The organism is Pseudomonas sp. NFACC25, assembly GCF_900100935.1.
In the GTDB taxonomy this organism is placed as follows: Bacteria; Pseudomonadota; Gammaproteobacteria; order Pseudomonadales; family Pseudomonadaceae; genus Aquipseudomonas; species Aquipseudomonas marginalis.
Map to the genome: position 1 here is coordinate 40,529 of NZ_FMUC01000011.1, position 14,276 is coordinate 54,804.

Annotated in this window: 5 protein-coding genes; all 5 read left to right on the forward strand. The window is 62.0% G+C overall.

Annotated elements, in window-relative coordinates; genetic code table 11:
• Positions 1–10 precede the first annotated feature (10 nt).
• The gene (pgaB, locus tag BLQ09_RS22565; RefSeq protein ID WP_092358621.1) at positions 11–2,008 is read left to right on the forward strand and encodes a poly-beta-1,6-N-acetyl-D-glucosamine N-deacetylase PgaB; all 1,998 of its coding nucleotides are present in this window, start codon (positions 11–13) and stop codon (positions 2,006–2,008) included.
• Positions 2,009–2,010: 2 nt separating this feature from the next.
• Positions 2,011–3,351 carry a poly-beta-1,6-N-acetyl-D-glucosamine synthase gene (gene pgaC, locus BLQ09_RS22570; protein WP_027608081.1) on the forward strand — a complete coding sequence of 447 codons (1,341 nt, stop codon included), beginning with the start codon at positions 2,011–2,013 and terminating at the stop codon, positions 3,349–3,351.
• 2 nt (positions 3,352–3,353) lie between these two features.
• A complete protein-coding gene (gene pgaD, locus BLQ09_RS22575; protein WP_092358623.1) occupies positions 3,354–3,836 on the forward strand; it encodes a poly-beta-1,6-N-acetyl-D-glucosamine biosynthesis protein PgaD in 483 nt (160 codons plus the stop codon).
• 422 nt (positions 3,837–4,258) lie between these two features.
• Positions 4,259–5,980, forward strand: a complete 1,722-nt coding sequence (locus tag BLQ09_RS22580; protein ID WP_074848304.1) for a ShlB/FhaC/HecB family hemolysin secretion/activation protein — start codon at positions 4,259–4,261, stop codon at positions 5,978–5,980.
• A 29-nt stretch (positions 5,981–6,009) separates the two neighbouring features.
• The gene (locus BLQ09_RS22585; RefSeq protein WP_256568996.1) at positions 6,010–14,274 is read left to right on the forward strand and encodes a two-partner secretion domain-containing protein; all 8,265 of its coding nucleotides are present in this window, start codon (positions 6,010–6,012) and stop codon (positions 14,272–14,274) included.
• Positions 14,275–14,276 lie beyond the last annotated feature (2 nt).

A 14,276-nucleotide genomic window follows, 5' to 3' on the forward strand; every position in this document is an offset into this window, starting at 1 on the left:
GAGCCTGACCATGACCTTCCTCAGCCGTTGCTTGTTGGTTCTGGGCGTATTGCTGGCCAGTGCCTGCGCCCAGCAACCCGCGCCTTTCACTCCACCCGCCGAGCGGCCGACACCGGCCAACGAAACGGCGTGGCCGAAAAACCATTTCCTGGGCATTGCCTACCATGACGTGTCGGACCGTGACCCCGACCAGGCCGTGGTGGCGGTACGCACCGAGCGATTGATCGAACAGTTGGCCTGGCTGCGGGAGAACGGCTACCAGGCGGTCAGCGTTGACCAGATCCTGGCTGCCCGCCGTGGCGGCCCCGCGTTGCCGCCCAAAGCCATCATGCTCAGCTTCGATGACGGCTATTCGAGCTTCTATACCCGCGTGATGCCGATCCTGCGTGCCTATCGCTGGCCGGCCTTGCTGGCTCCGGTGGGCTACTGGATCGACACGCCGATGAACAAACCGGTGGACTTCGCCGGCTCGCCACGGCCGCGCGGCGAGTTCCTCACCTGGCAGCAGATCCGCGAAGTGTCTCAGTCCGGCCTCGTGGAAATCGCCGCACACACCGATGCCAGCCACACCGGGATCCTCGCCAACCCCCAGGGCAACCTCGAGCCGGCGGCGACCTCGCTGCGCTATGACCCGGCCACGGGCCGCTATGAAAGCCAGGCCCAGTTCCAGGCGCGGATGCGGGCGGATGTCTCGGCGATCTCCAACAAGATCCAAACCGTGACCGGTAAGAAACCACGGGTATGGGTGTGGCCGTACGGCGCCGCCAAGGGCACCTCGCTGGCGATCGTCAGCGAGCAGGGCTACCAGATGGCCCTGACCCTGGAAGACGGCCTCGACAGCTCCAGTGACCTGATGAACAGCCCCCGCTTCCTGGTGGCCTCCGACCCGGACGGCGAGCATTTCGCCAACAGCATCGTCGCCGTGCAAACCCCGGCACCGCTGCGGGTGCTGCATGTGGACCTGGACAACGTCTACGACCCGGACCCGGCCCAGCAGGCGCGCAACCTCGACCAACTGGTGCAGCGCGTGGTGGACATGGGCGCCGGTACGGTGTTCCTGCAAGCCTTCGCCGACCCCAAGGGTGATGGCCTGGTGCACGAACTGTACTTCCCCAACCGTCACTTGCCGGTGCGCGCCGACCTGTTCAACCGCGTTTCCTGGCAGTTGCACACCCGTGCCCATGCCGCCGTGTATGCGTGGATGCCGGTGTTGAGTTTTGCCCTCGATCCCAAGCTGCCCCGCGTGACGCGTTGGGACCCGGAAACCGGCCAGGTCGGCACCGACCCTGACCAATACAAACGCCTGTCGCCGTTCGACCCGCAGGTGCGCAGGATCATTGGCGAGATCTATGAAGACCTGGCGCGTAACAATGCCATCGACGGCGTGCTGTACCACGACGACGCAGTGCTCTCGGACTTCGAAGACGCCAGCCCTGCCGCGCTCAAGGCCTATGCCGCCAACGGCCTGCCGGGCAGCATCCAGGCCCTGCGCGCCGACCCTGCCGTGATGCAACGCTGGACGCGCTTCAAGAGCCGCTACCTGATCGACTTCACCAAAGAGCTGACCGCCAAGGTCCACGCCATCGGTGGGCCGCAGGTGCAGACCGCGCGCAATATCTTCGCCGAGCCGATGCTCAACCCGGCGAGCGAGGCCTGGTTCGCCCAGAACCTCGATGATTTCCTCCAGACCTATGACTGGACCGCGCCGATGGCCATGCCGCTGATGGAAGGGCAGGAGTACAAGACCTCCAATGCCTGGCTGGAGAAGCTGGTGGCGACGGTCAAGGCGCGTCCCGGCGCGATGGAACGCACCGTATTCGAACTGCAGGCCAAAGACTGGCGCACCAAGGCCGCGCCGGATATCGACGCTGTGCAGATGGCTGAATGGATGGGTGTGCTCAAGCGCCAGGGTGTCACGAGTTTTGGCTACTACCCGGACAACTTCCTGGAAAATTCCCCGGACCTGAAGACTGTGCGTCCGGCCCTTTCCAACCAATGGAATCCTTGACCATGTTCGACAGAATCCTGGCGTTATTCGTGCTGGCACTGGTATTAGGCGTGCCCCTGGGCCTGATCTTCCTGGTCACCGGGCAGTTCCTGATGGACTTCGTGTTTTTCTACCCGCTGTTCATGTCGGCGCTGTGGATCGCCGGTGGCTTGTACTTCTGGCTGCATTGGGAGCGCCACTGGCCCTGGGAGGAAGACACTCCGGCACCGACCCTGGCCGGCAACCCGCTGATCTCGATCATCATCCCTTGCTACAACGAGGGCGATAACGCCGCCGACACCATTCATGCGGCGCTGGGCCAGCTGTACCCGAACATCGAAGTGATCGCGGTCAACGACGGCTCCAAGGACAACACCGCCGCCGTCCTCGATGCCCTGGCACTGGAGCATCCGCGCCTGCGCGTGTTGCACCTGGCGCAGAACCAGGGCAAGGCCGTGGCCTTGCGCATGGGCGCCGTGGCCTCGCGCAGCGAATACCTGGTGTGCATCGACGGCGATGCGCTGCTGGATAAAAACGCGGCGGCCTATATGGTCGCGCCGATGCTCGACAACCCGCGCCTGGGCGCCGTGACCGGCAACCCACGCATCCGCACACGCTCGACCTTGATCGGCCGCGTGCAGGTGGGCGAGTTCTCCTCGATCATCGGCTTGATCAAGCGCACCCAGCGCGTGTTCGGGCGGATCTTCACGGTGTCGGGTGTGGTGGTGGCGTTCCGTAAAAAGGCGCTGGACCGCATCGACTACTGGAGCACCGACATGATCACCGAGGACATCGATGTCAGTTGGAAGCTGCAGCTCGATCACTGGAGCATCTTCTACGAGCCGCGCGCGCTGTGCTGGATCCTGATGCCCGAAACCGTCGGTGGCCTGTGGAAACAGCGCCTGCGCTGGGCCCAGGGCGGTGCCGAAGTGCTGTTCAAGAATATCCGTGGCATCTGGCAATGGCGCCATCGCTACCTGTGGCCGCTGCTGTTCGAATACTGCCTGTCCACCGGTTGGGCCTTCACCTTCCTGCTCTCGGTGATTTTCTGGGGCCTGGGCAAATTCATCGTGCTGCCGCCGGCAATCACGGTGGACTCCCTGGTCCCGCCGGCCTTTACCGGCCTGGTGCTGGCGATGGTGTGCCTGGTGCAATTCGCGGTGAGCATCCTGATCGACCGCCGCTACGAGAAAGACCTGTGGAAAACCCTGTTCTGGACCGTGTGGTACCCGATGGTGTTCTGGCTGGTCAGCCTGTTCACCACCCTGGTCAGTTTCCCCAAGGTGCTGTTCAACCAGCACCAGAAGCGCGCGCGCTGGGTCAGCCCGGATCGCGGTATCAAACCTGTTGAAGAGGAGGCGTGAGCATGAAACTGGTCAGAACTCGCCAAAGTACCGTGATGTGGATCATCGACGTGATCCTGACCTTGATGGCCTGGGCCGGACTGGTCTGGCTGCTGGCGCGCGGGATCACTTCGATGCTTGAAACCCACGGCGGCCCGCGTATCGAGGCGCCGATTTTCGCGGCGCTCAATACCTTGCAGATCTACCTGTGGATCGCACTGTTCAACGCCGTGATCCTGGTCACCTGGGCACGCTACCAGCAACGCAAGGGGCGCAAGTTCGCCCAGCGCCGCGCCGAAGCCAAGGCTCTCACCGACAAGAACCTGAGCGAGAGCTTCAGCCTCGCCGAGGGTGACCTGGAGCAACTGCGCCGCCCGGGCGTACTGGTGATCCACAACGACGAAGACGGCGGCGTGTCGGAAGTCAAAGCCCACGTCTCCCGCGACGTGGAAAAACCAGGCTTGACCCTCGTGCCTGGCACGTCTCAGAACAAAGACGCCAGCTAGTGGTGTAAACCACAATCCAATGTGGGAGGGGGCTTGCCCCCGATTGCGGTCGATCAGCTAATGAATACTTGGCTGACACCTCCCTATCGGGACTCTTACCCTGCCGATCCCGATTATTGGGATCCAATTCACAAAACTCCCGCGAACTTATCTGCTTTTTTCGGTACTAACTTATCTCGGAAAGAACTTGATGGCCAAGTAGTGGCAACTTATAAGTTCTCCGACGAATCGCTATCAGAACAGCTGCCGCCTGTCGGAATAATATTTCCAATTTCAGGCCGTGTATCTTTTTGATGATTTTTTATTGTTATTAATCAATGTGTTGCGTGAATATCTAGCACGGGAATGCAACTGACTCTGTTTCTTGGGTTACTGCTAGTTCGATGTTAGTTTCGCGGCCCCTGATTTTCGACGGACCGAACATGTCTTTTTTATTGCCACGGACTCGGTACTTGCTATGCACTTTGCTGCTTGCTTATTTGAGCGGCAACAGTGCCTTGGCCGCCCCTACGCCGGGGGATCAGGACCTTATCCGCGACCGCCAGAACCGGCTTCTCGAAGAGCAGCGTCGGCGCCTGGAAGAGCTCCAGGACCTGCCCGGCAAGAGCAATCAGCCACAGGCCCCGGCACAGCCTGCTGACACCCGCTGCTTCCCCATCCAGGACATCGAACTCAAGGGCGCCGACAGCCTTTCCGCTGCCGACCGTAACCGCCTGCTCAAACCCTATATCGGCCAATGCCTGGGCGTTACGCAGCTCAATGAACTGCTCAAGGTCATCACCGATTACTACATTGCCAAGGGCCGCGTCACCAGCCGGGCCTACCTGCCGCAACAGGACCTTTCCAGCGGCCACCTGCAAGTGCTGGTGGTCGAAGGCAAACTCGAAGGCCTGAAGGGCGCCCAGGGCAGCACGGTCACCGACCGCGAGCTGGCCATGGCGTTTCCCGGCAAGGTCGGCGAGGCCCTCAACCTGCGTGAGGTCGAGCAACTGGTGGATCAACTGAGCCGCCTGCCGTCCAAACAGGCGCAAATGGAACTGACCCCCGGCACCCAGATCGGCGGCAGTGAAGTGCTGGTCAAAAACCAGCCGCAAAAACCCTGGCGCGCCAGCCTGTCGCGCAACAACGATGGCCAGAAAAGCACCGGCGAACAGCAGTGGGGCGCGGGCCTGGAATGGGACAGCCCGTTGGGCCTGGCCGACCAACTGATCCTGCGCGGCGGCCACGACGCCATCAGCGACCACCAGAAAACCTCGAAAAACAGCATGCTCTACTACAACGTGCCGTGGGGCTGGTGGAACTTCAGTTACACCTACAGTGAGAGCGATTACCGCACGCCGGGCAGCGTCGATGACTTCAAATACAAGCAATGGGGCGACAGCCAGAATCACCAGCTGCGCGCCGAGCGTGTGGTGCATCGCGATGACGTGAGCAAGACGTCGGTCAATGTCGGCCTCACTCATTTGCGCACCAACAACTACATCAACGACACACGCCTGGGCGTCAGCAGCAACCGCCTCAGCGAATTCCAGGTGGGTATCAGCCACGGGCGCCGTATTGGCAGCGCGTTCGTCAACCTTGATGTGGGCATGCAAAACGGTATCGGTGCCTTCGATGCGCAAAAGGATGAGCAGACCCGTATCCGCGGCAACCTCACGCCCACGCCGCGCTACCGCAAATACACCGCCACCCTGAGCTACCTGCAGCCGTTCACGCTGTGGGGCGAGTCATTGAGTTTTTCCAGCCTGGCCACCGGGCAGCGCAGTGAAGACGTGCTGTACGCGCCGCAACGCATGAGTCTTGGCGGCTCGTACTCGGTGCGGGGTTTCAAGGACCAGCAGTTGAACGGCGACAGCGGCGGCTACTGGCGCAACGAAGTGCGTTGGGCGCGCCCGGTGACCCTCGACTGGATGCGCCCGGCCTTCGCCGAGTACGGCGCCAGTGTCGGCTACGACCAGGGCGTGATTCGCAACGATCGCTACAACGATGACCAGCACGGCCGGGTGTCGAGTAACTCCCTGGAGCTGTTTGCCCGCGGCAAGCACGTCAGCACCAGCGTGACGTTCGCCCATTCGCTGGAAAGGCCTGGCGTCGTGACCGAGCGCGAAGCGCCGATCTATTTCCGCCTGGATTTCTTCCTGTAATTCAACACCGCTGCCTTGAGATTTTGAATATGGACGTTCGCCCTGTTACTGCCCTGAAAAGCCTGAGCCAACGCGGCCTGGCCCTGATCCTGGCCAACGCGCTGTTCTGGCAGCCGCTGCTGGCCCAGGCCGAGGGCATTGTGGTCAGCGGCCCCGGCACTACCCTCGGGCAGGCGGGCAACGGCGTGCCGGTGGTGAACATCGCCACGCCCAATGGCAGCGGGCTGTCCCATAACCAGTTCAAGGACTATAACGTCGGTCCCAACGGCGTGATCCTCAACAACGCCACGGGCATGGTGCAGAGCACGCAGCTGGGCGGGATCATCGTCGGCAACCCGAACCTCAAGGGCGGCGCTGCGAATGTCATCCTCAACGAAGTCAACGGCGGCAGCCCCAGCCAGTTGCGCGGCTACACCGAAGTGGCGGGGCAGTCCGCCAAGGTCATCGTGGCCAACCCGTATGGGGTGAGCTGTAACGGTTGCGGCTTTATCAATACCCCCAACGTCACCCTGACCACCGGCAAGCCGATTCTTGACCAGGCCGGGCGCCTGGACCGCTACCAGGTGGACGGCGGTGCGGTGACCATCGACGGCCAGGGCTTGAACGCCAGCAACGTCGACCGCTTCGAGATCATTACCCGTTCGGCCAAGATCAACGCCAAGATCAATGCGCGCCAGCTCACCGTGATTGCCGGACGCAATGACGTCGACGCCCAAAGCCTGAAAACCACCGCGCGCGCCGACGATGGCAGCACCAAGCCGGAACTGGCCATCGACTCGTCGGCCCTGGGCGGCATGTATGCCGGTGCGATCAAACTGGTGGGCACCGAAGCCGGCGTGGGCGTGAAGCTCGACGGCACGCTCGCTGCCAGTGGTGGCGATATTCAGCTCGACGCCAACGGCCACCTGAGCATGGCCCAGGCCGCCGCCAGCGGTGCGGTGGACATCAAGGCCGCGAGCCTGGAGACCAAGGGCGCCGTGTACGCGGGCACCACCCTCAAGGCACAGACCAAGGGCACCCTGAAAAACAGCAAGACCCTCGCCGCCCGCGACAGCATCACACTGACCAGCAACGGCCAACTGACCAACAGCGGCATCGTCGAGGCCGGGGTCAACGCCGATAACACGCGCAACACCGTCGGCGACGTCAAGCTCGAGGCCCGGCACATCAGCAATACCGGCACGGTGATCGCCAATCGCGAGCTCGGCGCCACCGCCAATACCCTGGACAACCAGGGCGGTACCATGAACGCCAGGCAGGTACTGAACGTCACCGCCGCCAGCGTCGACAACCGCAACAACGGTCGCCTGCTCAGCGACGGCACGCAGACCCTCACCGTCAGCGGCCTGCTGGACAACAGCCAGGGCGGCATCATCGACAGCACCGGTGCCTTCACCCTGCACGGCGATACCCTGGACAACAGCGCCGGCAGCCTCACCGGTGGCGGCGCAATCACCCTGGACCTGATCGGCGACCTGATCAATCGCAACGGCAAGCTGGCGAGTGTCGGCCCGTTGCTGATCCAGCGCGCCGCCCACGTTGACAACCAGGGAGGCAAGCTCGCCAGCCAAGGTTTGCTGACCCTGTTCGCCAACAGCATCGACAACCGCAACAACGGTACCCTGGCCGCCAACGATGGCCTGACCCTGACCACCAGCGGCCTGCTGCAAAACGGCGGCAACGGCCTGATCCACAGTGAAAAGTCCGGCGTGACCCTCACCGCCGGCACCCTCGACAACGACGGTGGCCGCATCGCCGCCAAAGCCGGTGATGCGCAGATCGACGCCACGGATTTCAACAACGGCAGCGGCGCGCTGTTTGCTCGGGATCGCGTGCACCTGACCGGTATGAATGTGGATAGCGGCGGCGAGATCGCCGGCAACCGGATCGACGTCAGCCTGACCGGGGCCCTGGTTAACCGTGGCCTGATCGAGAGCGCCACCGCCCTCGACGTCGACACTGCCAGCCTCACCAACAGCGGCCAGATGCGCGCCCTCGGCACCACCGGCAAGACCCGCTACGCCATCGGCGGCCTGCTCAACAACAGCGGTAGCCTCGAGACCGCCAACGACCAATTGAGCCTCGCCGCCACCCGCTTCCAGAACACCGGCGGCAAGGTATTGCACGTGGGCACGGGTGCACTCGACCTCAGCGGCATCAGCCTCGACGATGTCGGCGGCAGCCTGGTGACCAATGGCGACCTGATCCTCGATAAAGCCAACTGGACCAACAGCACCGCGATCCAGGCCGGGCGCCTGACCGTCAACGTCGATAACCTGCAACAGACCGCCACCGGCAAACTGCTCGGCACCCGCGCCCTGGTCGGCAGCGGCAAGGACTGGACCGTGGGCGGCAGCGTCGCCAGCCAGGGCAGCCTGGATCTTTCGGTGGACAACCTGCTCAACGACCACGGCCTGATCTTCAGCGGCGGCGACATGAACCTCAAGGTCGACCGCCTGAAAAACCTCGGCGCCGCGATCTACGCCATGGGCAACCTGCGTGTCGACCGCGACGGCCAGGGCGGCCTGGCCACCAGCATCATCAACAGCTCGGGGACGATCGAGAGTGAGCGCAACCTGATCCTGGCGGCCAGCACGCTCCAGAACATCCGTACTGTGCTCACCACCGAGTCCGGCATCTACAGCGCCTCCATCACGCCCATCGCCTGTATCGACGGAGTGACCGGTGGCGACTGCGAAGGCGGCAAGCAGAACCGGCCGTTCCAGATTACCCAGCGTGATCACTTCATCGTCAGCGATGCCACGGCAGCGTCCAGCATTACCTCGGGCGGCAACATGCTGCTCACCGGCGGCGAGCTGCTCAACAGCAGCAGTAGCATCGCCGCCGGCGGCAACCTCACGGCCATCGTCAACCAACTCACTAACGTCGGCGTCGTGACCCACGATACCCAGTATGACCGCGTCTTTACCTCAGCCCGCGAGCGCAAGCCCGGAGGCTGGTACCGTGAAGCCGCGGCCTTCACTCAACGCTATTCGGCAGGCCAGGACATGACCGGCGTCGAAGCCGGCCTGGCGTCGTTCATTGGCAAAATGGAGAGCGAAAAGACCGACTTGCGCAAAACCACCCAACTGATGGTGCCCGACCAGAGCTACGCCGCCGTCATCCAGGCCGGCGGCAGCGTAGACGTGAAGGCCCAGGCCGGCATCGACAACAGCGTCGTGCAAGGTGGCTACACCTACGTCGGCAGCGGCGCCAACACCAAGGCGCCGGGCTACTCGACCCTGGTCAGCCTCAACGCGCAACTGCCACCGGACGTAGCCCAGCAACAGGTCAACCCGCTGGGCCTGCCCGGCTTCGACCTGCCCACCGGCCAGAACGGCCTGTTCCACCTCAACGACCGCGATGGCGCAACCGGGCTGCCCACCAGCCAGTTCGCGGCCAGCCCGCATAAGTACCTGATCGAAACCAACCCGCTGCTCACCGACATGCGCCAGTTCATGAGCTCGGACTACATGCTGACCAAGCTCGGCTACGACCCCGACACTGCGCAACGTCGCCTGGGCGACGGCTTCTATGAGCAACGCCTGATCCAGCAAGCCGTGCTCGCCCGCACCGGCCAGCGCTTCATCGATGGCCAGACCAGCGACGCCGACCTGTTCAAGCACCTGATGGACAACGCCATCGGCAGCAAAACCGCGCTTAACCTGTCGGTGGGCGTAAGCCTCACCGCCGAACAAGTCGCCGCCCTGACCCACGACATCGTGTGGCTGGAAAACGCCACCGTCGCCGGGCAACAAGTGCTGGTGCCGGTGCTGTACCTGGCCCAGGCCAATAACCGCCTGGCACCCAACGGTGCATTGATTTCCGGCACCGACGTCAACCTGATCACCGGCAGCCACCTCAACAACGCCGGCACCTTGCGCGCCACCGGCAACCTGCTGGCGAACGTCGGCAGCAACCTCACCAACAGTGGGTTGATGGAAGCCGGTGGTCGCCTCGACCTGCTCAGCGGCAACAACCTGACCAACCGCGCAGGCGGTGTGATCAGCGCGGGCAACGTCAACCTCGCCGCCGGCGCCGACCTGCTCAACGAACGCAGCGTCACCACCCACGAAAGCGCCAGCAGCTACCGCACCGAACGCAGCGACTTCGTCGACAGCGCCGCGCGCATCGAATCGGCCAACGATCTGGCCATGCAGGCTGGCGGCAACATCAACAACGTCGGCGGCGTGCTCAAGAGCGGTGCCGACACCACGGTCAAAGCCGTGGGCGACGTCAACATCACCGCCTCGAAAAGCCTCGACAGCGGCGCCATCGGCAACCGCTCCAGCTTCACCACCATCGCCCAGCAAGGCTCGGTGGTCGAGGCCGGCCGCGACCTGCATGTGATTGGCGGGCGCGACATCAGCGCCGTGGCCAGCCAGGTCAATGCCAAACGCGACGTCAACCTGATTGCCACCCGCGACCTCAACGCCATTGCGGCGGCCAACGAGCAGCACTCCACGACCAACACGAAAAAGGTCAAGAGCATCGAAGACCACGTGCAGCAAGTGTCCAGCGTGATCAAGGCCGGCGGCGACGCCACCCTGAGCGCCGGGCAGAACCTGCAACTGGTCGCCAGCCAGGTCAATGCCGGCAACGAGGCTTACCTGGTCTCGGGTAAAAACCTCGAGCTCAAAGCCGCGCAAGACCAGGACTACAGCTTCTACAGCAAGACCAAGAAAACCTCCCAGGGCAAAAAATTCCGCCTGGATGAAACCGATGTGGTGAACAACGTTGGCAGCCTGGTCAGCGCGGGGACGAACAGCACCGTCGTCGCCGGTGCAGACCTGCTGCTGGCCGGCAGTGCCGTCACTGCCGAAAAAGGCGCCACCCAACTGGTGGCCGGCCAGGACGTGAACATCCTCGCCGTCAGCAACGCCGACAGCGCCCGCCACGAACGCAAGGAAAGCAAAAGCAGCTGGGGCGGCCTCAAGTCGAGCAAAGTCCAGGACAAAGTCGACGAAAAACGCACCACCGCCCTGGGCAGCATGGTCTCCGGCGAAACCGTCACCGTCGCCGCCAAGCGCGATGCCACGGTCACCGGCTCGTCCCTGGTCAGCACCGGCGACCTCGCCGTCCAGGCCGGCCGCGACCTGACCATCGACGCGGCGCAGAACACCTTCGCCCGCACCGACATGCACAAGGAAAAAAATCGCGACCTCACCGGCGTGCTGACCGGCAACAAGCTCGGTCTGGATGACATGACCGGCAACCAGAAGCTGTACATAAACAGCTCGAAGCACAACGGCACGGCCAATGAAATGACCTTGACCGGCAGCACTATTGGATCGAGTGCGGGCAATGTGTCGCTGACGGCAGGGCGTGAGTTGAAGGTGGTGGCCAGTGATCTGGTGAGCACCAAGAACATGGAGTTGAGTGGGGCTGATGTCACCGTTACTTCAGGGATGGAGACTGCCAGTCAGACCAGTAAGGACAGCTCAAGAAGCTTGGCGGTTGGGCGAGTGATTGCGGGCACCGTGGTCGACACCGCCAACAGCATCCGCGACGCAGCCGAGGCGGCGCGCAGCTCCGACGATCCGCGCCTCAAGGCCGTGAAGATCGCCCAGGCGGCGCTGTCGATGTACAACCTGAATAACCAGGCGGGCGATCTCGCTAAACAAAGTACCGGCTTCAAGGACAAGACCGGTGGCTCTGCTGGCAACGGGTCGCTGATCAAGATCGGTACCGAACTGGCCAACACCCGTACCAAAAGCAGCAGCGAATACACGGCGCAGACCGCTCACCAGAGCAACCTCAACGCCGGGGGCAAACTGTCGATCATCGCCGCGGGCGATGCGCCGGGCACTGTGGGTGACTTGACGATTACCGGCAGTACGTTGAAAGCCGACAGCACGTTGCTGTCCGCGAAAAACAACATCCTGATGCAAAGCGCACAGAACACCACCGACCGCAAAAACGACGGTTCACGCAACAGGACCGCTATCGGTGCCAGCTTCAACATAGGCGAGCAAAACGGTTTCACCATCGACCTCGGTGCACAAACCGCCAAAAACCTTGGCTCGGGTGGCTCGGTTACCCAGGTCAACACCACTCTGGACACCGGCTCGCTGGTGCTGCGCAGCGGCCAGGACACCAGCCTGATCGGGGCGCAGGTACGCGCTGAGCGTATCGATGCCAACATCGGCGGCAACCTCAACATCCTGTCGCGCCAAGACACCGAAACGTCCAAGAGCAAGCAGAACAGTGCGGGCTTCGGTGCGAGCATCTGCATTCCGCCGATCTGTTATGGCTCCCCAGTAACCGCGTCCGCGAACCTGGCGGCGTCGAAGATGAACAGCGACTACCAGGCGGTGACCGACCAGAGCGGCTTCTTTGCCGGTAAGGGTGGCTACACCATCGATGTGGCGAAAAACACCACCCTGCAAGGTGCGGTGATTGCCAGTGAAGCCACGGCCGACAAAAACCTGCTGCTCACCGACCGACTGCTTGTCAGCGACATCAAGAATAAGAGCGAGATCAAGAGCCAATCGGCCGGCGTCAGCGTCTCCGGTTCCTACAGTGGCGGCGCGACTACCCTCACGCCGGGTGCCTTGTATGGAATGTCGCTGAACGATTCGGACCACAGCTACACGCGCAGTGCCGTCAGCGAAGGCACGATCGTGGTGCGCAACCCTGAAGGCGCGGGTGACCTGGTCGGCCTGAACCGCGACACCGCCAACGCCAACCAGCGTCTCGACAAGCCTGATGAAAAGGCCATGCAGGAACGCATGGACCTGATCAAAAGCTCGATGGAGCTGACCAAGGGCATTGGCGACGCGATTGCTGCGGCCAGGATCAGGGCCGCTGACGACCCTAACAGTGACGTCAACAAAGCCACGCGCCTGAAGTTGATTGATGAGGGTATCGCCAATCCGACACAGGCTCAGATCAGCCAGCGTGCCCAGCAGGATTATGGCGTTGGCAGCAGCTTCCAGAAGGCCAGCCAGGCGGTGACTGCCGTGGTGCAAGCGGCGATGGGTGGCAGCGTAGGTGGGGCGTTGGCGGGGGCGGCGGCGCCATATCTGGCAGAAACAATCAGGGACAGGACCAAGGGCGACCCTACAGCCAATCTGATGGCCCATGCGGTACTGGGTGCTGTGCTCGCCAAGGCTGGCGGTAACTCAGCACTCGCTGGTGCAGCCGGTGCTGTGGCGGCAGAGGAAACCGCACGTCTGATCAAAGAGAACCTGTATGGCGATGTCAGTAACGAGAACCTGACCCAGGCGCAAAAGCAGACGATCTCCAGCCTCGCGACTTTGGCGGGTGGCCTTTCAGGATCGTTGTCCGGCAAGGGCGCACTGGATGCGGTGGCAGCGGCTCAGGTTGGGAGGAATGCGGTTGAGAATAACTATCTCAGCGTGCCGGAAGCGACCCGTAAGTTTGTGCTTTCACGCAAGCAAATGCTGGGCACCATCACTGAAGATGAACAGGACGAACTCGCCTACATAGACGTTATCGATAAAAGTCGAGACGAAGCGATTCGGGGAGCGTGCACTGCCGGGAATTTATCCAGTACAGCGTGCGGCAACTTGATTGCCCCTGCTCAGAAAGCCCTCGCTGGATATGGGGAAAATGTCGCGTACAACTTACTTTATAAAGATGTTTACCGTGTTGATGCGGCGAATGCGGAAGCCGTTCTCCGGGGTTTGGACGCCGATAGCATTCTTCGCGATATCACGATAAACAACTTGGCAAAAGGCTCGGACAAGACGCGGGCGGAAGTCGAGGAACAGTATGATAACGTAATGTGGATGCATGCCATTACGGTAGCATTTGCCAGTGCATACGGCCTCAAGGGCGGGTTGACTTCAGTACCCAAGGGCGCGGTTACGGGGGCCGCAACTGCTGCTGAGAAGGCTGAGGCTGCAACCGGCCTGCTGAGTACTCAGTTAGCTAAAGATGCCAGAGCTTACCTATCGGATATTCAGACTTTAACAGGGCGGCAATTTACACCGCAGCAAATGGAACTGTTGAAGGCTGACCTGAGGGAAAATACCTATTCTCGGCTTTCCAAAGAGGCTGTTGATTTGAATCGGGCCGACTTCAGGAAAAAAGTACCTGTTTTGCGTCAGGAATGGGAGAAAAATACTGGTCAAAGCTGGCCGAAAGAGAGCTACACCGCCAGTAATGGGGAGACAAAATTTCGATATTATGATGCCCATCACGTGATAGAAAACAAGTTTGGTGGAAAATCTGAGTGGTGGAACATTACGCCTGCGTTGCGCGGATTGGAACATCAGGGCGGCATCCACAGAGCTCAAGGTCCTGCAGATAAAATATTTGGGAAATGATA

Coding starts and splice junctions, on each gene's coding strand:
- pgaB (WP_092358621.1), top strand. CDS start 11: ATGACCTTCCTCAGCCGTTGCTTGTTGGTTCTGGGCGTATTGCTGGCC.
- pgaC (WP_027608081.1), top strand. CDS start 2,011: ATGTTCGACAGAATCCTGGCGTTATTCGTGCTGGCACTGGTATTAGGC.
- pgaD (WP_092358623.1), top strand. CDS start 3,354: ATGAAACTGGTCAGAACTCGCCAAAGTACCGTGATGTGGATCATCGAC.
- BLQ09_RS22580 (WP_074848304.1), top strand. CDS start 4,259: ATGTCTTTTTTATTGCCACGGACTCGGTACTTGCTATGCACTTTGCTG.
- BLQ09_RS22585 (WP_256568996.1), top strand. CDS start 6,010: ATGGACGTTCGCCCTGTTACTGCCCTGAAAAGCCTGAGCCAACGCGGC.